We start from the raw sequence: 20,511 nt of genomic DNA, 5'->3' as shown, positions 1-20,511 counted from the left end.
CACTTTATCAACTGCTCCCCCAGATTCATCTGGCAAAGCAGGAAACTTCTGCTATTACCCCGAACGTCATAGTCTTACCAAATGGTAAGCCGAATGTTTATATTATAGCTTCTGGGAATAATAAATTAATCGCGATGGGTGAAAATCTTATCAACCAATCCATACTCTACGGCTTCATTTGCCGACAAGAAACGATCACGTTCTGTATCTTTCGTGATCTCTTCAATAGGTCTTCCCGTATGTTTTGCCATTAACTCATTCATACGCGATTTCACTTTCAGTATTTCCTGAGCGTGAATTTCAATATCTGTAGCTTGTCCCTGGAAACCACCTAATGGTTGATGGATCATAACCCGGGAATTTGGCAAACAGATACGTTTTCCCTTTGCCCCAGCAGTCAACAAGAACGCTCCCATTGAACATGCCTGCCCCATACAAATAGTACTGACATCCGGTTTAATAAACTGCATCGTATCATAGATGGACATTCCAGCAGTAATCACACCACCTGGTGAATTGATATATAAGAAAATATCTTTTTCAGGATTCTCTGCCTCAAGGAATAACATCTGAGCTACAACCAGGTTTGCCATATGATCTTCAACCTGACCGGTCAGGAAAATAATACGCTCCTTTAATAAGCGAGAATAGATATCGTACGAACGTTCTCCACGCGCAGTCTGTTCGACTACCATCGGCACCAAAGCCATGTGAGGCGCATATTGATCCCGCTTGTCGCTATATGACATTTTCGTCTCCTAATAGAATTCATGTTGGTGCCATTCATAACCAATTCTACTTGAGATAAGCGATGATGACCATGATTCAAAGTTAGCCAATCAAGGGGGAATCCCCCCTGAAAAATTTTGCAATCATATACATAATATGAAAAAGGATCTGGGGTTAAACCCACTTTTTTCAAGAAAAATATTGCCTTTTACTTATAAAAAAACCCGCAGATAAATCTGCGGGCTCATTACATTAAGATGACAAATTCATTATCTCATGACAAAACTAAAACTTATGCCATTTGATTCTGATTCATTAACTCATTAAAAGTGGTTTCTTTTTCAGAAACTTTTGCTTTACCCAGAAGAACTTCAACAGCTTGTTCTTCCAGAGCAATATTACGAACATTGTTCATCAATTCTTGGTTTTTACCATAGAATTCGATCACTTCTTGAGGATCTTCATAGGCAGAAGCCATTTCCTCAATTAATGCTTTAACACGCTCGTCATCAGCTTTTAGTTCATTACTGCTAATCACTTCACCTAATAGCAGACCAACGACAACGCGACGTTTAGCTTGTTCTTCAAACAGTTCACGAGGCAGTTCCAAAGCTTGTTTTTCATTGCCGCCAAAACGCTGAGCAGATTGACGGCGCAGAACATCAATTTCACTATCAACAACAGCGGCCGGAACGTCGATTTCGTTAGCTTTAACCAAGCCTTCGATAACCTGAGATTTAATACGGTTACGAACTGCATTTTTCAGTTCACGTTCCATATTTTTACGTACTTCTGCACGCAATCCCTCAACAGTGCCATCAGCGATACCGAAACGCTTGATAAATTCTTCAGTCAACTCCGGCAATTCACGCTGTTCTACTTTTTTCAACGTAATGGCAAACTTAGCGGCTTTACCTTTCAGATTTTCAGCGTGATAATCTTCTGGGAAGTTCACATCAATGGTAAATTCTTCCCCTGCTTTACGGCCAACAATGCCCTCTTCAAAACCTGGGATCATACGGCCCTGGCCCATAGCCAGAACAAAATCGGAAGCCTTACCACCTTCAAACTCTTCGCCATCAACAGAGCCATTGAAGTCAACCGTAACACGATCTTCCGCACCAACAGCTTCTTCGGTTTCTTTCCAATTAGCCTGCTGTTTACGTAATGTTTCCAGCATTGCATCAACATCTTCATCTCTTACTTCGACAACAGGTTTTTCAACTTCAATGGCTTCCAGATCTTTCAATTCAACTTCTGGATAAACTTCAAATTCTACAGAGTAAGTGAAATCTTCACCATCTTTGAATTGTTCTGGCGCATAACTTGGCGCACCTGCTGGATTAATTTTTTGTTCGATGATGGCATTGATAAAATTACGTTGCATCAGATCACTCAGAACGTCCTGAATAACAGAAGCACCGTAACGTTGTTTAACGATGTTCATAGGCACTTTGCCTTTACGAAAACCATCGATACGAACTTTTTTTGCTACATTGATCAACTCACTACTAACTGCTTTTTCAACATCGGCAGCAGGAACGGTGATTGTCACACGACGCCCAAGGCCTTGAGTGGTTTCAACAGAAACTTGCATCTTTTTACCTCAAAAAAATCATAGTGCTCGGTCAACTCCAGAGACCATACAACCAGCACATATTTTATGTACCAATCGCAACACTCTCTAAGAACCGGGGCGGTCGCATTTAAAAACCGAGAATCCCTGATGTCAGAAGCGTCCCGAAACCATTCTAAAAATTAGACGCGACATTATAGCGATGCAGACGGTGTGAGTCGAGAATTGCTGAAAAAAGGCCGAACTATTCATCAACTTCACAAGATAACGATTATTCAGCGGCTAAATTTGCATCCAAAATGGATCATATATAAAACATAAAAACGGCCCGAAGACCGTTCACTAAATTCATTCTATTGTGCAAGAAAACGACCCAAATTAAATATCAATCCGCGGATTTCAGGCAACAATATTACCTCCACGACATACCGGTGACGCTAAAACAGTATCCTGCAATTCATTCCACTCTTTTTCTGTATAGGTATGCAACGCCAAAGCATGAACACCTGCGGACAATTCTGCCGATAATGTGCTATAAACAGAACGATGACGGTTCAGCATACGTTCACCAGCAAATTTATTACTGATGATGACGACTTTAAAATGGCTTTCAGAACCTACGGGTACATTGTGACGATAACTTTCATCAATGACCTCAAGATATGAGGGATTAAATGCAGCTTGTAATTTCTCTTCTATATCCTGACACACCATATCATTCTCCTTAACCGCACAGCAGTCGTACTGCCAACCATACTAATAATTTTAGTCTATTCTCCATGAGTTATAGCACCAACGCATTAAAATATCTTTTAATCGAATCCCACATCATAAGGTTTTTATACACGTTTACCCCATCAGGGATATGCCATGATCAAAAGGCAGTGCTATTATTAACGCAATTTATGCTATTGATAAGTATTACTGGATATCCTTATCACCGATGAGAAAATTAACATGTTGAAAAGAATCTTATTCCCACTCATTGCGCTTTTTCTTCTTGCTGGTTGTGCAGCTCCCAGCAATACCCTGTCCATCGAACCTAAAATTACATTGCCAACAGCAGATCCAACGATGGGCGCGATTACCATCAGTATCAGCGGTGCCGACAATCGTCAATCTCAGACACTTGCTCAAGTTAACCGCAATGCAAAGCTGGAAATACTGAAACCATCCCGTGATCTGCGCTTTCTACTCCAGGAAATCCTGGAAAAACAGATGACCGCTCGCGGTTATATGATTGGCTCTCCAGCCAATGCCAATCTGCAAATTATTGTCAACAATTTATATGCAGACGTTAAAGAAGGCAGCCTGCGCCATAATATTTCAACAAAAGCCGATATTTCCATCATTAGTACAGCGCAAAATGGCAGTAAACAAGTTAAGAATTACCGCACTAGCTACAATGTACAAGGTCCTTTAAGCGCAACTAATGAGAAAATTGCTGATGCAGTCAATACTGTATTATCAGAAGTCATAGCCGATATGGCTCAAGATCCTTCCGTCAGTAATTTCATCAAACAAAATGCTCGCTAATTAAAGGATTAATTATTTACTCTGCCCGCCAAGGGCAGAGTTTCGGGAGGCACATGTCTTATCGTTATTTCACCGTTTTTACCCAACATAATTCACGAATTCTGCTTTTACTCGGCTTTGTTTCTGGTTTACCGCTCGCATTGACTGCTAGCACCCTGCAAGCATGGATGACCGTTGAAGACGTTGATCTTAAAACAATTGGCTTCTTTTCTCTTGTCGGCCAAGCGTATGTTTTCAAGTTTCTTTGGTCCCCTTTTATGGACCGATTTACCCTCCCTTTTCTTGGACGTCGCCGTGGTTGGCTACTTGCTACACAGTTATTACTCATAACCAGTATTGCTGCAATGGGTTTTCTCCAACCATCCCAACATTTATGGTGGCTGGCCACACTAGCGGTAACCGTTGCTTTCTGCTCTGCATCACAGGATATCATCTTTGATGCTTATAAAACCGATTTATTAAGTAGCGAAGAACGGGGCGTAGGTGCTGCCGTTTCGGTACTGGGTTATCGGTTAGCCATGTTAGTTTCAGGCGGGTTAGCATTATGGATCGCAGACCGCTATATTGGCTGGCAACATACCTACTGGTTAATGGCTGGATTGATGCTAATTGGCATCTATGCGACGTTAAAAGCTAAAGAGCCTGAACTTGACGCTCTGCCACCAAAAACACTCCAGCAAGCCGCAATAGAACCATTAGCCGATTTTTTTAATCGCAATAATGCATGGCTGATACTACTGTTAATTGTCATGTATAAAATGGGAGATGCCTTTGCTGCTAGCCTAAGTACCCCATTTCTGATCCGTGGTATTGGCTTTGATGCTGGTGAAGTTGGAGTGATCAACAAAACGCTAGGATTAGCAGCAACTATCGTTGGTGCATTATATGGTGGTTATTTGATGCAACAGTGGAGTTTATTCCGCTCACTAATGATCTTTGGCATCTTTCAAGCGATTTCCAATATTGGATACTGGCTGTTATCCATTACTGACAAAAATATCTACACTATGGGCAGCGCCGTTTTTCTGGAAAACATCTGCGGCGGAATGGGAACCGCTGCATTTGTTGCCCTACTGATGGCGTTATGTCATAAATCATTCTCTGCAACACAATTTGCTTTATTATCTGCTTTATCTGCCGTTGGACGAGTCTATGTCGGCCCAATTGCGGGTTGGTTCGTTGAATTACATGGCTGGCCAAACTTCTATCTATTCTCTATTGCGGCCTCTGTTCCAGGCTTATTACTGTTATTTATCTGCCGCCAGACTCTAATTTATACCCAGAGAACTAATGATTTTATGCCACGTATTGAGTTCAAAAATTTCTATCGTCTAGCGCTTGGTTTACTATCATTAGCAAGTATCTTGCTCACATTTTGGTTACTTATCATCATCACCAATGCTCTTAACTGGACTCATGCGCCTGATCTAGCCGAAACATTACTATTATGGGGAGCACAGATCGGTGTCACAAGCATCATTCTCGGTAGCCTTTTAGATTATCTTGCATTAAGAAGGTGCAAATTGGCTTAAAAGGTGAAAATATTAAGCTAATTTATCAAAGGTTGACGACCGTCAGCCTTTGATATCCCTGCCCTCTTTTAAAATATTTAAGTGATAGCGATCACACTTCAAATAGTCATTTGCCAAAAGTGCTATTTTCAAGTGATTATTTGATTGTTCAATATTTATATCTGCGTAGAATCAGACTACCATTTTAAGGGTTATTTAATATAGCTTTAAAACCCAAAACCTCTTTTCATGGATGCGTTAGAGAAATTTATGAGAACAACCATTCTAGCCACTGCTTTATTCACCACCGTCTCAGTCCCAGCTTATGCTGAATATCAAGGGGGCTTTGCTAATATCAGCATGAACTACCTTGACTGGACCAACCATACCACACACAAGTCAGGGCAAACCTCTCATAAAGACGACTTTGCCTATTTGGAACTGGAAGGCGGAGCCGGATTTGACTGGGGTGAATTATACGGGTTCTTTGATCTGGAAAATGCTTTCAACAGTCAGCACGCTGAACCAGGAGATAACCAAAGATACACGTTTAAAACCACCGGTCGCTTTTATCTGGCTGATACTGGTTTCAACCTCTATGGTCATGTTTACGGTACTTACTCGCTCCCAGGTACAGCACATGGAGGGAACTTCCATGAGGTAAATACCCTTTATGGTATTGGCTACAACACTGATTTCGCCGGTGTCTGGTTTAAACCGTTCGTTGCACTGCACTATGTTGACCAAACTTTCTACTCCGGTAATAACGGCTATGTCGTTGGTTGGGTTGCGGGTTACGACTTTCAACTCTGGGAAGAAAAATTCAGCATAACTAACTGGAATGAAATAGAACTTAACCGGAATGAACGCTACGGCAACGGTGGACGGAACGGTACCAACGGGGCAATAGCGTTATGGTGGACACCTCACCAATCCTTCACGACCGGCATTCAATATCGATATGCCGATCATAAATTAGGTGAAGACTTCTGGCAGGATGCGATTGTCTACTCCATTAAATATAACTTTTAATTATTGACTTTAATTGTGAGCTGCCAAAAGTGGCTCACAATTAATTTAATTCCTAAATAAAATGACCGCGGTGGAAATTTTTAAAGCAAATTTTTTTATTTTTTTCCCTTTGCCTAAAAAATATAAAATGATTTAGTATAAATTCATATTTCCGCACTATTTCGTTACAATTAAATAACCTTTTCAAGCTAACCTCTGATTAATCTTACAGTTGCATGTGATCCCAGTAACATAAAGGGTTAACAACCCCTCAACTAACTATTACAAATGTTTACACTCCAGTAGCCTTACCGTAGAATGCCCGCACTGATGAAACGACAATAGAGCTTTTGTTATTTGGAGTCGTTAGATGAGACTTATGAAATACAATAAAAGTATTGGGATATTGTCAATACTAGCGGCTACTCTTATGCTGAGTGGCTGCGATATGGTATTGATGAATCCTAAAGGCGCTATCGGCGCTGAACAAAAAACGCTGATACTTACGGCTATTGGCCTGATGCTAATCATCGTTATTCCGGTGATCATCATGGCATTCACTTTTGCCCTGCGTTACCGCGAAGCCAACAAAAGTGCTACCTATCACCCTAACTGGGCGCACTCAAATAAAATTGAGTTGGTAGTATGGACCGTTCCTATCATTATCATTATTATTTTAGCAACCATTACCTGGAAAACAACCCACGAGCTTGACCCATATAAACCACTGGTCAGTGATGAAAAACCAGTGACTATTGAAGTAATTTCTCTTGATTGGAAATGGCTATTCGTTTACCCGGAGCAAGGCATCGCTACAGTTAACGAAATTGCTTTCCCTGTCGGGGTTCCGGTTAACTTCAAAATCACCTCTGATTCTGTGATGAACTCATTCTTCATCCCACAGTTAGGTGGTCAAATCTATGCAATGGCTGGTATGCAAACTAAACTTCACTTAATTGCCGATGAACCTGGCACTTATAAAGGTTTGTCCAGCAGCTATAGCGGCCACGGCTTCTCCGGCATGAAATTTACTGCTACCGCTACCGCAGATCGTGAAGGTTTTGAACAGTGGGTTCAAAAAGTGAAAGCCTCCTCTAAAACCTTGGATACCATGCAAGCATTTAACGAGTTAGCTAAACAAAGCCAGAACCATCCGGTTGAATACTTCTCAAGCGTTAAGCCTAACCTGTATCAAGACATTATTGCCAAATTTATGGGCAACATGAATATGCATGGCGGCCACGGTGCAACGACAGGTCATAACATGAATATGAGCGAAACCGCTCATGCCGGAGTTGAGGAATAAAGTAATGTTGGGAAAATTAACACTTGATGCAATCCCATTGCATGAGCCCATTGTTATGGTCACTCTTGCAGGGATTCTCTTCGCAGGGCTCGCGATTGTCGGAGCCCTGACCTATTTCCGTAAATGGAAATGGCTGTGGAGCGAGTGGTTAACCAGCGTTGACCACAAGAAAATCGGTATTATGTACATTATCGTGGCACTTGTCATGATGCTCCGTGGCTTTGCCGATGCCATCATGATGCGCGGTCAACAGGCTGTCGCCTCTGCGGGTGAAGCAGGTTTCTTGCCACCGCATCACTATGATCAGATCTTTACCGCCCACGGCGTCATCATGATTTTCTTCATGGCGACACCGTTTGTTGTCGGCCTGATGAACGTCGTGGTTCCACTACAGATCGGCGCTCGTGACGTGGCATTCCCATTCCTGAACTCACTGAGCTTCTGGTTCTTCGTCGTTGGCGTTGCACTGATTAATATCTCTCTGGGTGTAGGTGAATTCGCTCAAACCGGTTGGTTAGCTTATCCTCCGCTCTCAGGTATAGAATATAGCCCCGGCGTTGGAGTCGATTATTGGATATGGAGTCTTCAGATATCCGGTATCGGCACCTTGCTGACAGGCGTTAACTTCTTTGCGACGATCCTGCGTATGCGTGCTCCTGGCATGTCCATGATGAAAATGCCTGTATTCTCTTGGGCAGCACTCTGTACTAACGTACTGATCATCGCCGCATTCCCGATTCTGACTGTTACCATTGCCCTACTAACCTTTGATCGCTACATGGGTACCCATTTCTTCACCAATGATATGGGCGGTAACATGATGATGTATATCAACCTGATATGGGCTTGGGGTCACCCTGAAGTTTATATTCTGGTGCTGCCAGTCTTTGGTGTTTTCTCTGAAGTGACTGCGACGTTCTCGAAAAAACGACTATTCGGCTACACTTCTCTGGTATGGGCAACCATTGCCATCACCGTATTGTCGTTTATCGTATGGCTGCACCACTTCTTTACGATGGGCTCCGGTGCGAATGTTAACGCCTTCTTCGGTATAGCCACCATGATTATCTCGATTCCGACAGGCGTTAAGATCTTCAACTGGCTGTTTACAATGTATCGAGGCCGTATTGAGTATAAAACACCGATGTTGTGGACTGTTGGCTTCATCGTCACTTTCTCTATCGGTGGTATGACTGGCGTTCTGCTGGCAGTTCCAGGTGCAAACTTCGTTCTGCATAACAGCTTGTTCTTGATTGCACACTTCCATAACGTGATCATCGGTGGTGTTGTCTTCGGTTGTTTCGCTGGTACTGCTTACTGGTTCCCGAAAGCTTTTGGTTTCACACTGAACGAAAAATGGGGTGTCCGCGCATTCTGGTTCTGGATCATCGGCTTCTTCATCGCCTTTATGCCAGTTTACGCACTCGGCTTTATGGGGATGACTCGTCGTATTAGCCAAGATATCAACCCTGAATTCCATACTCTGCTGGTCGTTTCCGCGATTGGTGTCGCACTGATTGCCGTTGGTATCTTGTGTCAGGTCATTCAATTCTACGTTAGTATCCGTGACCGTGACCAAAACCGTGATCTGACCGGTGACCCTTGGGGCGGACGTACTCTGGAGTGGGCAACATCGTCTCCACCACCGTTTTATAACTTTGCTGAAGTTCCACATGTTCAAACCCGTGATGCATGGTGGGATATGAAAGAAAAAGGCACAGCTTATAAACGTCCTGCTCAGTATGAAGAAATTCATATGCCTAAAAATGCCGGTGCAGGTGTAATTATTGCAGGCTTCAGTTTGCTGTTTGGTTTCGCCATGATTTGGCATATCTGGTGGCTGGTTATCGCAAGCTTTGCAGGCATGATTATCACTTGGATCGCGAAAAGCTTTGATGAAGATGTTGATTACTACGTACCCGTTGCTGAAGTTGAGCAAATCGAGAATCAACACCATGAACAAATTAGCAAGGCAGGTCTGAACCATGTCAACTGAAACTATGACTAACCACAATCATGCCCACGAGCATCACGGGCACCACGATGCGGGAGCCACTAAAGTATTCGGTTTCTGGGTCTACTTGATGAGTGACTGTATTTTGTTCGCATGTCTATTTGCGACTTATGCAGTACTCGTTAACGGAACCGCGGGCGGCTCATCTGGCAAAGAACTTTTCGACCTCTCTTTCGTATTGGTCGAAACTTTCCTACTGCTATTCAGTAGTATCACTTATGGCTTTGCCATGTTAGGCATGAATAAAGGAAAAGTCGGCCAGGTTAACGCCTGGCTTGCCATGACTTTCCTGTTTGGCCTTGGCTTCGTGGCGATGGAATTGTATGAATTCCATCACTTGATTATTGACGGCCACGGCCCTGACCGCAGTGCATTCTTGTCTGGATTCTTCGCATTGGTTGCTACTCACGGTATCCACGTTACCTGTGGTCTGGTCTGGATTATCATTATGATAATCCAAGTAACCCGCCGCGGTTTAACTGATGTCAATAAAACCCGTCTGAACTGCCTGAGCTTGTTCTGGCACTTCTTGGATGTGGTATGGATCTGTGTATTTACCGTCGTTTATCTGTTAGGAGCTATGTAATGAGTCATTCCAATACCGCTCATACTGGAGCTAGCCACGGTAGCCTGAAGTCTTATCTGATCGGCTTTATTCTTTCAGTAATCCTGACAGTGATTCCGTTCTGGATGGTAATGGATGGTTCTGCCTCCCATACGACTATCCTGACAACAGTAGTCGCTCTGGCTGTGGTGCAGATTATTGTTCATTTTATCTACTTCCTGCACATGAACACTTCGTCAGAAGAGCGCTGGAACTTAGTAGCATTGCTGTTCACCATTTTAATTATCGGTATTGTTGTTGTTGGCTCACTATGGATTATGTACAACCTCAACATTAATATGATGGTTGATTAAAGAGCTGCATATATGATTAAGCAATACCTGCAAGTAACTAAACCAGGAATTATTTTCGGCAATTTAATTTCTGTGATCGGTGGTTTTCTACTCGCCTCGAAAGGGGTGATTGATTACCCTTTGTTCATCTCGACTCTGCTCGGCGTTTCATTAGTCGTGGCTTCTGGTTGTGTATTTAACAATTACATTGACCGTGACATTGATCGGATCATGGAAAGAACAAAAAACCGTGTCCTTGTAAAAGGACTTATTGATCCGAAAATCAGCCTGATTTATGCATCAATACTGGGTATTGCTGGCATAGTGCTGCTCTATGCAGCAGCCAATGCTTTAGCAATGCAATTAGCGATTATCGGTTTTGTTGTCTATGTAGGGGTTTACAGCCTCTATATGAAAAGGAAATCTGTTTATGGCACGTTGATCGGCAGTTTGTCCGGTGCTGCACCTCCAGTTATCGGTTATTGTGCAGTAACTGGTCAATTTGATACGGGCGCGTTGATCCTATTACTGATTTTCAGCCTGTGGCAAATGCCGCACTCCTATGCTATTGCTATTTTTCGTTTCAAAGATTATCAGGCAGCCAACATTCCTGTACTGCCCGTGATTAAAGGCATATCTGTGGCGAAAAACCACATTATCCTTTATATCCTGGCATTTATGATTGCAACCCTTATGCTAGCCATCAGCGGTTACGCTGGTTACAAATATTTGGTTGTTGCAGCAGCAGTAAGCGTCTGGTGGCTAGGAATGGCGTTATCCGGTTACAAAACTGATAATGACCGCATTTGGGCTCGTAAATTATTTATATTTTCCATTGTGGCAATCACTTCCCTGAGTATCATGATGTCTATTGACCCGCATGTGCCCTCAGAAGCCTTCCTAACTTACGTCCGGTAATTTTCCCTGATGGCAGTGGCTCCCCCTTCTGCCATCAGTTTCCTTCCAACCTATTATCTCCTCTCCTTAATACTTCAATATTATTAATTCAATTAACTATTTACCCCTTATTGAAAACCTATCTACAATGACGCATCAAAATATTTAGAGGTAATCATGAACGATAATAAAATGACGCCACTTGAGCTTCGGGCGACGTGGGGCCTAGGTTCAGTTTTTTCTCTGCGAATGCTAGGCATGTTCATGGTTCTTCCTGTATTAACAACCTATGGCCTTCATCTAAAAGATGCGACCGAAACACTTATTGGCATCGCCATTGGCATTTATGGTTTAACCCAAGCAATTTTCCAGATCCCTGTTGGCCTGCTTTCTGACAGAATTGGCCGTAAACCCTTAATTGTTGGCGGATTATTGTTATTCGTCCTTGGTAGTATTATTGCCGCTCTCAGCGATTCCATCTGGGGCATAATAATTGGACGAGCGTTACAAGGCGCTGGAGCGATATCTGCTGCAATTATGGCGTTACTTTCTGATTTAACCCGTGAACAAAATCGAACTAAAGCAATGGCTTTTATTGGCATTAGCTTCGGAATAACTTTCGCCATAGCCATTGTACTTGGCCCAATTCTTACGAATGCCATTGGATTAAATGGTCTATTTTGGGGAATTACCATTCTGGCCGGGTGTGGCATTCTGATAACATTATTTGCTGTTCCTTCTACAGATAAACACATTCTTAATCGTGAATCAGGCATTATTCGCCACAGTTTCAGTAAGGTTCTGGCTGATAGCCAGTTGCTAAAACTTAACTTTGGCATTCTCAGTTTGCACACTTTGCTAATGGCAAGTTTTGTCGCCCTTCCCTTGGTGATGCAACAAGCAGGATTCCCTGCCCAACAACATTGGAAGGTTTACCTGATCACTATGCTAGTTTCATTCTTATCTGTTTTACCTTTCATTATTTACGCAGAAAAAAAGCGCCGCATGAAACAAGTGTTTTCACTGTGTATCACTATGCTGCTGATTGCTGAAATTGTATTGTGGGCGGCGGGACATCACTTATGGGTAATTTTCATCGGCATACAAATTTTCTTTATTGCTTTCAATGTAATGGAAGCTCTCCTGCCATCACTTATCAGTAAAGAAGCGCCCGCTGGTTATAAAGGTACAGCAATGGGTATCTATTCCACCAGCCAATTTTTAGGTGTCGCTTTAGGGGGCGGCCTTGGTGGTTGGTTATATGAGTTAAAAGGAGCGCCGCTGGTATTTGCGGCAGGTATCGTTCTGACAATCATTTGGTTCATTATCAGCACAACAATGAAACAACCCCCTTATGTCAGCAGCATCAGAATTTCTCTACCAGAAAACATAGTAAATAAAGCATTACTGGAACAAAAAATTCTTGTTCAGCCCGGCGTTTGCGACGTCGTTATTGTGCCGGAAGAGCATAGCGCTTACATAAAAGTAGATACTAAGTTGACAAGCAGAACACAACTTGAACAATTGATAGCTAATAATAATGACACGATAGATTAAGTATCAAACCAAACATATAAGAAGCTAATAAAACTCACCCACTTCGATTCGATATTAAGGGAAATTGGAAGTGGGATTCCTGGTCAGGAATATCCCACTCCATACTAGACTAGAATAGTTATCTATGCTCCCGGGGATTCACTCCCTTGCCGTCGCGATGCATCTTGAAATCCATAGGGTATATCAATTTATTTGGCTGAAAATCAATCCCGGAAATTCGTAAACTGGAATGGCTGTCCCAGTTCTGCGCCGCGAACCAATGCCATAACACTTTGCAAATCATCACGAGCTTTACCTGTTACTCGCACCTGCTCACCCTGAATCTGTGCCTGCACTTTCAGCTTACTATCTTTAATTAATTTCACGATCTTTTTCGCCGTAGGAGTATCTATTCCTTGCGTCAGGGTCGCTTCAACGCTGTAAGTCTTACCACTGTGCAACATATCATCAGGGATATTCAATGCAGCACCATCGATACCACGTTTAGCCAGCTTTTCACGTATAATATCAACCAACTGATTTACCTGAAAATCTGACTCACTGGCAATCTTAATAGATTCATTTTTTTCATTTAATTCGAAACTGGCGTTGACATTACGGAAATCCCAACGGCTAGCAAGCTCGCGCTGCGCATTTTCTACCGCGTTGCGAACTTCATGCATATCAATTTCTGAAACAATATCGAAAGATGGCATTATCCATGACCTCCTGATAATCAATAAGTTGGCATGATAACCGCTTTCCATTGCCAGCAAAAGCTCTATACTTGGATTAGCAGGATCTTATCATTTCTATCCATTATCATAATAGCGTCTCTCCCGGAGGATCGTATGAAGATAACCGTTCTTGGCTGCGGCGCTATAGGAAAACTGTGGCTGGCAGCATTATCACAACAAAAACATCAAGTACAAGGTTGGCTAAAAAGTTCCCGGTCTTATTTATCTGTTCATATTGATGAAATGAACGGGGAAGTATTCAACCAGACAATCCCAACTAATAACAGCGACCATCTTGCTAATAGCGAATTACTGATTGTCTGTCTGAAAGCATGGCAAGCCGCTGATGCAGTGAATAATTTACTCCCTAAGCTTTCACCTAATTGCCCAATTTTATTACTACACAACGGCATGGGTACTCAAGAAGAACTATTATCAGCGCCTAATCCAATACTTCTTGGCGTCACGACACATGGTGCATATCAGGATGACCAACAGGTTTATCATACCGCTTCCGGGCTAACCCATATTGGCTCAGCAACGTCAAATGCAACTGGGCTTAGCTCTCTGGCTAATGTATTACACCGATCTTTGCCAGATGTTGCATGGCATAATGAAATTCACTCTATTAGTTGGCTGAAACTTGCTGCTAACTGTGTCGTAAACCCGCTGACTGCACTTTATGAATGCCGGAATGGAGATTTGCTTCGCTACCCGGAACAATTGAATATTTTGTGCGAAGAAATTATTCAGGTTATGCAACGAGAGAACATACATACCACTATCGATAACCTGATTGCCTATGTCTACGATGTGATTAAGCTTACCGCAAAAAATTACTCTTCCATGTTGCAGGATGTCCGCGCAAAACGTCGCACTGAAATTGACTATATCACCGGTTATTTATTACGCCGGGCCCGTGCACATGGCCTGGCAGCCCCTGAAAATACCCGTATCTATAACCTAATTAAACATAAGGAAAGATGATTATGAACCCTTCAACACTCATCTGCCTGGCTCACGGTAGTGAAGAAACAGAAGCCGTTACAACTATTGATTTACTGGTACGTGCTGGCATCAGTGTTACGATCGCCAGCACCGCCAGCGATGGAGAACTGGTTTTAATTTGCTCCAGAGGTGTAAAATTGGTTGCTGATGTCCCTCTGGAAAAAGTTATTGATAAATCTTTCGATGCCATCATCTTACCCGGCGGTATGCAGGGTGCCGAGTGTTTCCGTGATAACCCACTAGTTATCGAAAAAATCCGCAAGGCACATTATCAAGGGAAAATTATCGCTGCAATTTGTGCCGTGCCTGCTATCGTACTTGAACACCATAATTTATTTCCTACTGGCAAAATGACCGGTTACCCCGATTTGCAAGACAAAATTTCGTCCGATAAATGGATTGATTGCAGAGTCTGTTTTGATGATCACGTCAATCTATTGACCAGTCAGGGGCCAGCGACAGCTTTCGATTTCGCATTAAAACTCATCGAATTATTAAAAGGACGAGAAACAGCAGCAGAGGTGGCGGCTCAACTCATATTGCCACTAGGTGTATATTCTTATCAGGATTGAAAAAATAGGCAAAAACATCTTACTTTATACGATTCGGGGTTCACGTAATAGGAACCCCGAAATGTATAATTAAAGCAATTAAGGCCGATAAACTTTCACGTTATCAAAACCCTGCTCAGATAAATAGAGTGCCTGCAAACGACTCATTACTCCACGTTCACAATAGAGCAGATAAGTCTTCTCCTTTGGCAAATCACCAAACTGGCTGCTCAACTTATAGAATGGCAATGATTTGATTTCCACACCATTTAACTGCAATGGCCGATCATCTTGTTCATCAGGCGAACGAATATCCAATAACACATCCGTTGGAGCGAATGCTGTCACCGTTTCAATTTCAACTACTTGCTCATTGCTTTGTTCTGCGATCTGGCGAATATCAATATTCTGGGCTTCACTGACAACTTTTTCCAAAATATTAAAATCGAAATTGGCCTCTTCTGCTTCAATTTTAGCTTTAACGGCTTTTACTGTCGGGCTTTTGGAAATAACACCACAGAATTCAGGCATTGTACGGGCAAAATCCTCAGTGCCAATTTCACGTGCCAACCTGATAATATGCTCTTTATCATGAGAAATCAGCGGCCGCAGAATCAATGTATCCGATGCATTATCAATCAAACGCAAATTAGTGAGTGTCTGGCTGGAAACTTGTCCCAAAGCCTCACCGGTAACAATTGCCTGTACGCCATAACGCTCTGCAACTTTAGAAGCCGCTCTTACCATCATCCGTTTAAGCACCACCCCCATTTGGCCGTCATCAATTTTTTCCAAAATTTCAGCGATAACGGGTTCAAAATCCACCGCAACGAAACGGACTTTATGGGAACTGCCAAAACGATTCCAAAGATAATGAGCCACCTGCTTCACGCCAATTTCATGAGCAGAACCGCCAAGATTGAAAAAGCAATAGTGAACACGGCAGCCACGACGCATTAGCATATAGCTGGAAACACCAGAATCAAAACCCCCGGAAATTAGAGATAATACATCTTCCTGCGTTCCGATAGGAAAACCACCAATCCCCTCATAACGGGCTTTTACCAGAATCAGCACATCCTGATCAATTTCCAGATTAACAGTCACATCAGGATGATTAAGTTTTACCTTCGCGGATTCAATATGCTGGTTTAAACCACCACCGACATAGCGCTCTACTTCATTGGAAGTAAATGCATGTTTACCACGGCGCTTTACCCGAACACAAAATGTCTTATTGTGGAGCGATTCGCCATAAGCTTCATAAGCTTGTTCAAAGATATGATGCATGTCACGAAACTCACGCTCCTCTACTTGCAGAATATGGTGAATACCGGGGATACGTGTTAGCGCATCACAAATTTGAGCACCAAGGTTTTCATCTTTAGTACGAACTTCGATATTATCCCAATGGCGAACCACTGCAATATTATCTCCTAACGTCTTAAGCACATTGCGAATATTACTGGCAAGAATTTTAATAAAGCGCAAACGAACAGTTTGGCTCTTGATCGTGATTTCCGGGAATAATTTAATAATAAACTTCATAGTGAGTTATAGTAGTGGTTAGGCGTTTTGATAAATAAACCTGACAGTATGCCCGGTCGTCAAATCAGGCTGCGCAGTATAACACTATCTCGTTGGTATAGCGCGTAGAAAACGCAAAATCAGTTAAGGATTTGTTTGCACCAGCATAATAAGATAGTCTGCAACCCTTAGGCGAACTCTGTAAATAGTAAAAAATTATGCCAAAGAAAAATGCAATATCAGAAAGTACAAACAGTACGCCAGAAACTGCACCGTCAATGACATTTGAAAGCTCATTAAAAGAGCTGGAACAAATCGTCGCCCGGCTGGAATCAGGTGAACTGGCGCTGGAAGAAGCCCTAAGCGAGTTTGAGCATGGCATTCAATTAGCCCGCCAAGGACAACAGACTTTACAGCAAGCAGAACAGCGAGTGCAAATTCTGCTTAACGATGACCCCCAATCTCCACTGAGTCACTTCTCCCCGGATACTGAATAAGCCTATGTCTGAACAAAATTCAACCCAATTTAAAGAACAGCTTAAAATCTGTCAACAACGAGTCAATAACGTTCTGATAAGCACACTATCTTCACTGGCATTTGCAGACAGCCCACTAGTTCACGCGATGCAACATGGTACTTTACTTGGTGGTAAACGCCTACGCCCATTTTTGGTCTATGCAGTCGGTGAAATGTTTGGATTATCCGCAGATAATCTGGACGCGCCAGCAGCGGCCGTTGAATGTATTCACGCCTATTCATTAATACATGACGACCTACCTGCGATGGATAACGATGATTTACGCCGTGGACAACCGACCTGCCACATAAAATTTGGTGAAGCTCACGCAATTCTGGCGGGAGATGCATTACAAGCTCTGGCGTTTGAAATCCTATCTAAAAGAGAAATGCCGGATGTTACAACAACAGATCGCCTCGCAATGCTTGCTGAATTGGCTACCGCCAGTGGTATAGCCGGTATGTGCGGCGGCCAAGCCCTGGACTTGGCCGCGGAAGGCAAACACATTGATCTCCATATGCTGGAGCAAATTCATCGCCATAAAACGGGCGCGCTTATTCGTTCCGCCGTCAGAATGGGCGCATATGGCGCAGGTCAAAGTGGACATGATGCCCTGCCAGAATTGGATCAATATGCCCAAGCGATTGGTCTCGCATTCCAAGTTCATGACGATATTCTTGATGTCATTGGCGATACCGAAATGATAGGAAAACGCCAAGGCAGCGACCAACAGTTAAGAAAAAGCACTTACCCCGCATTATTGGGGTTAGAACAAGCACAAAAAAAAGCATACGAGCTGTATCAAGAAGCCTTAAAAGCCTTGAGCAAACTGGAAGATAAATCCTATAACACAACAATGCTGCGCGCACTTGCCAGCTTTATTATTGAACGTAACAATTAAGGTCTGCCGGTAAACTCACCCACTGGCGGCGCTATTTAAATAAACACTTCTTAACGAGCATCAAATGAGCATTGATATAGCCAAATACCCCACATTGGCATTAGCGGAAAATCCTGAAGAACTTCGTATGTTGCCAAAAGAGAGCCTGCCGAAGTTATGTGATGAACTTCGGCAATTCTTGCTAAACAGTGTCAGCCGCTCTAGTGGTCATTTCGCCTCCGGTCTTGGTACCGTTGAGCTGACTGTGGCGTTGCATTATGTCTACAAAACTCCTTTTGATAAATTGGTATGGGATGTCGGCCATCAAGCTTACCCCCACAAAATCCTGACAGGACGCCGAGATCGTATTAATACGATTCGTCAAAAAAATGGGCTTCACCCTTTCCCGTGGAGAGATGAAAGTGAATACGACACCTTATGTGTTGGTCACTCATCAACCTCTATCAGTGCGGGATTAGGTATGGCAATTGCCGCTCAACGCGAAGGCAAAGGCCGCCGCACAGTTTGTGTTATCGGTGATGGCGCAATAACAGCAGGTATGGCTTTTGAAGCAATGAACCATGCCGGGGATATCGACCCGGATATGTTAGTCATTCTTAACGACAACGAAATGTCTATCTCAGAGAATGTTGGCGCGTTAAATAACCATCTGGCTCAGCTTCTTTCCGGTAAACTCTACACCACATTGCGGGAAGGCGGGAAAAAAGTCTTTTCCAACCTGCCGCCGATTAAAGAGCTACTGAAAAAAACTGAAGAACATATTAAAGGCATGGTTGTTCCCGGCACGCTATTTGAAGAGCTGGGTTTTAATTATATTGGCCCCATTGACGGGCATGATGTACTGACATTGACCCAAACGCTGAAAAATATGCGTGAACTAAAAGGGCCACAGCTACTACACATCATGACCAAAAAGGGTCGTGGCTATGCACCTGCCGAAAAAGATCCTATCAGTTGGCATGCGGTACCTAAATTTGATCCGACCACTGGCGCATTACCTAAAAGCTCAGATAACCGCCCTACTTTCTCCAAAATCTTTGGAGACTGGTTATGCGAAGAGGCCGCTAACGACAAAAAACTGATGGCAATCACACCCGCCATGCGTGAAGGCTCTGGTATGGTGCGTTTTTCCCGCGAATATCCTGATCAATACTTCGATGTCGCCATTGCAGAACAACATGCCGTGACTTTTGCCGCTGGTTTGGCTATTGGTGGTTACAAGCCGATTGTCGCTATCTATTCGACATTCCTCCAACGTGCTTATGACCAGGTTATTCATGATGTCGCCATTCAGAATCTACCTGTTTTATTTGCAATAGATCGCGGCGGTATCGTGGGTGCTGATGGTCAGACACATCAAGGCGCTTTTGATCTCTCATTCCTTCGTTGCATCCCCAACATGGTCATTATGGCGCCCAGTGATGAGAACGAATGCCGCCAGATGCTACACACTGGCTATCATTATCAGCAAGGTCCAGTAGCCGTGCGCTATCCACGAGGAACCGGAACGGGGGCGGAACGACAACCATTTGAACAATTGCCAATTGGCAAAGGTGTTATTCGCCGTCAGGGTAAGAAAGTAGCAATTCTGAACTTTGGTACTCTATTACCCGATGCAATAACCGCGGCAGAATCACTGGATGCAACTGTTGTCGATATGCGCTTTATTAAACCACTGGATAAAGAATTGGTATTAGACATGGCCGATAACCATGATTTATTGGTCACGTTGGAAGAAAATGCCATTATGGGCGGCGCTGGAAGTGGCGTTAATGAACTATTAATGCAGGAAGGCCGTCTTGTGCAGATTCTGAATATTGGCTTGCCTGACCAATTTATACCACAAGGTAGCCAGGAAGAAATCAGAGCGGATTTAGGACTTGATGCCGCAGGTATTCAAAATAGCATCAATAAAAGGCTATTTTCCTGAGGGTATAAGGATAATAGGATATTTATCCTATTATCCTTACTATTATATATAGCAACATAGTTAATTAACCATATAATTTATTAATAAAAACAAATACAATCCTCATGCTAATTATGAAAATTTGGCATATTATAATTAATATCTTTGTGAATTTTATCTTCTATAATAAATATATCAATCAAACAGTAACCTATTGATTTAAAAATAATAATTAAATCTGTAGGTGTAATTATTGTAAATGAAACATGGATAACTCGCAAAAAAAATAAAGTACAAGGATTAAATAAGTAAATAAGTAAATAAGTAAATAAGTAAATAAGTAAATA

The 20,511-nt window shown here is 42.8% G+C and carries 18 protein-coding genes and 1 pseudogene; 14 read left to right on the top strand and 5 right to left on the bottom strand.

Going from position 1 to position 20,511, the window contains the following annotated elements; genetic code table 11:
- Positions 1 to 125: 125 nt before the first annotated feature.
- The 3 genes from clpP to bolA form a co-directional block, all read right to left on the bottom strand.
- Positions 126 to 749 carry an ATP-dependent Clp endopeptidase proteolytic subunit ClpP gene (gene clpP / locus OO184_RS08055; RefSeq protein ID WP_265378730.1) on the bottom strand — a complete coding sequence of 208 codons (624 nt, stop codon included), beginning with the start codon at positions 747 to 749 and terminating at the stop codon, positions 126 to 128.
- 272 nt (positions 750 to 1,021) lie between these two features.
- Complete coding sequence (gene tig, locus OO184_RS08050; protein WP_265378729.1) at positions 1,022 to 2,326, bottom strand: trigger factor; 1,305 nt, start codon at positions 2,324 to 2,326, stop codon at positions 1,022 to 1,024.
- A gap of 378 nt (positions 2,327 to 2,704) precedes the next feature.
- Positions 2,705 to 3,019 (bottom strand): transcriptional regulator BolA, encoded by a 315-nt coding sequence (gene bolA, locus OO184_RS08045; protein ID WP_049582569.1) that lies wholly within the window; start codon positions 3,017 to 3,019, stop codon positions 2,705 to 2,707.
- Positions 3,020 to 3,262: 243 nt separating this feature from the next.
- Here bolA and OO184_RS08040 point away from each other — a divergent pair, with 243 nt between their 5' ends.
- From OO184_RS08040 to OO184_RS08000, 9 genes are all read left to right on the top strand, one after another.
- A complete protein-coding gene (locus OO184_RS08040) occupies positions 3,263 to 3,841 on the top strand; it encodes a lipoprotein (RefSeq protein ID WP_265378728.1) in 579 nt (192 codons plus the stop codon).
- Positions 3,842 to 3,894: 53 nt separating this feature from the next.
- A complete protein-coding gene (ampG, locus tag OO184_RS08035) occupies positions 3,895 to 5,373 on the top strand; it encodes a muropeptide MFS transporter AmpG (RefSeq protein ID WP_265378727.1) in 1,479 nt (492 codons plus the stop codon).
- 249 nt (positions 5,374 to 5,622) lie between these two features.
- Positions 5,623 to 6,384 carry a nucleoside-specific channel-forming Tsx family protein gene (locus tag OO184_RS08030; RefSeq protein WP_265378726.1) on the top strand — a complete coding sequence of 254 codons (762 nt, stop codon included), beginning with the start codon at positions 5,623 to 5,625 and terminating at the stop codon, positions 6,382 to 6,384.
- Between the two features lie 349 nt (positions 6,385 to 6,733).
- Entirely contained in the window at positions 6,734 to 7,669 is a 936-nt protein-coding gene (gene cyoA, locus OO184_RS08025; RefSeq protein ID WP_049582573.1) for a cytochrome o ubiquinol oxidase subunit II, read from the top strand.
- A gap of 4 nt (positions 7,670 to 7,673) precedes the next feature.
- On the top strand, positions 7,674 to 9,665 hold the full coding sequence (gene cyoB, locus OO184_RS08020) for a cytochrome o ubiquinol oxidase subunit I (RefSeq protein WP_265378725.1): 1,992 nt from the start codon (positions 7,674 to 7,676) through the stop codon (positions 9,663 to 9,665).
- Positions 9,655 to 10,269 carry a cytochrome o ubiquinol oxidase subunit III gene (locus tag OO184_RS08015; RefSeq protein WP_265378724.1) on the top strand — a complete coding sequence of 205 codons (615 nt, stop codon included), beginning with the start codon at positions 9,655 to 9,657 and terminating at the stop codon, positions 10,267 to 10,269. Before cyoB ends, OO184_RS08015 begins: the two co-directional genes overlap by 11 nt.
- Positions 10,269 to 10,601 carry a cytochrome o ubiquinol oxidase subunit IV gene (locus OO184_RS08010; protein WP_049582576.1) on the top strand — a complete coding sequence of 111 codons (333 nt, stop codon included), beginning with the start codon at positions 10,269 to 10,271 and terminating at the stop codon, positions 10,599 to 10,601. The genes OO184_RS08015 and OO184_RS08010 overlap by 1 nt, the downstream gene beginning before the upstream one ends.
- 12 nt (positions 10,602 to 10,613) lie before the next feature.
- Positions 10,614 to 11,498: a heme o synthase gene (cyoE, locus tag OO184_RS08005; protein WP_132345744.1), complete on the top strand. Its 885-nt coding sequence runs from the start codon at positions 10,614 to 10,616 to the stop codon at positions 11,496 to 11,498.
- A 156-nt stretch (positions 11,499 to 11,654) separates the two neighbouring features.
- A complete protein-coding gene (locus tag OO184_RS08000; protein WP_265378723.1) occupies positions 11,655 to 13,034 on the top strand; it encodes an MFS transporter in 1,380 nt (459 codons plus the stop codon).
- Positions 13,035 to 13,237: 203 nt separating this feature from the next.
- On the opposite strand, the gene OO184_RS07995 is transcribed toward OO184_RS08000, so the two are convergent.
- A complete protein-coding gene (locus tag OO184_RS07995) occupies positions 13,238 to 13,729 on the bottom strand; it encodes a YajQ family cyclic di-GMP-binding protein (protein ID WP_265378722.1) in 492 nt (163 codons plus the stop codon).
- 135 nt (positions 13,730 to 13,864) lie between these two features.
- On the opposite strand from OO184_RS07995, the pseudogene panE reads away from it, so the two are divergent.
- Both panE and yajL read left to right on the top strand, forming a co-directional pair.
- A pseudogene (panE, locus tag OO184_RS07990) lies at positions 13,865 to 14,777 on the top strand (2-dehydropantoate 2-reductase).
- The gene (gene yajL, locus OO184_RS07985; protein ID WP_265378721.1) at positions 14,740 to 15,330 is read left to right on the top strand and encodes a protein deglycase YajL; all 591 of its coding nucleotides are present in this window, start codon (positions 14,740 to 14,742) and stop codon (positions 15,328 to 15,330) included. Before panE ends, yajL begins: the two are co-directional and overlap by 38 nt.
- A gap of 78 nt (positions 15,331 to 15,408) precedes the next feature.
- Here the strand turns inward: yajL and thiI are convergent, their stop codons facing one another.
- Entirely contained in the window at positions 15,409 to 16,857 is a 1,449-nt protein-coding gene (thiI, locus tag OO184_RS07980) for a tRNA uracil 4-sulfurtransferase ThiI (protein WP_265378720.1), read from the bottom strand.
- 197 nt (positions 16,858 to 17,054) lie between these two features.
- Here thiI and xseB point away from each other — a divergent pair, with 197 nt between their 5' ends.
- The 3 genes from xseB (at position 17,055) to dxs (ending at position 20,185) form a co-directional block, all read left to right on the top strand.
- Positions 17,055 to 17,333: an exodeoxyribonuclease VII small subunit gene (xseB, locus tag OO184_RS07975; protein WP_265378719.1), complete on the top strand. Its 279-nt coding sequence runs from the start codon at positions 17,055 to 17,057 to the stop codon at positions 17,331 to 17,333.
- 4 nt (positions 17,334 to 17,337) lie between these two features.
- Positions 17,338 to 18,255, top strand: a complete 918-nt coding sequence (ispA, locus tag OO184_RS07970) for a (2E,6E)-farnesyl diphosphate synthase (protein ID WP_265378718.1) — start codon at positions 17,338 to 17,340, stop codon at positions 18,253 to 18,255.
- A gap of 64 nt (positions 18,256 to 18,319) precedes the next feature.
- The gene (gene dxs / locus OO184_RS07965) at positions 18,320 to 20,185 is read left to right on the top strand and encodes a 1-deoxy-D-xylulose-5-phosphate synthase (protein WP_265378717.1); all 1,866 of its coding nucleotides are present in this window, start codon (positions 18,320 to 18,322) and stop codon (positions 20,183 to 20,185) included.
- The last annotated feature ends 326 nt before the right edge of the window (positions 20,186 to 20,511 follow it).

The organism is Photorhabdus aballayi, from assembly GCF_026153155.1.
GTDB classification, from domain to species: domain Bacteria; phylum Pseudomonadota; class Gammaproteobacteria; order Enterobacterales; family Enterobacteriaceae; genus Photorhabdus; species Photorhabdus luminescens.
The sequence above is the reverse complement of the archived record's forward strand: the minus strand, read 5'-3'. Positions and strand labels throughout refer to the sequence as shown.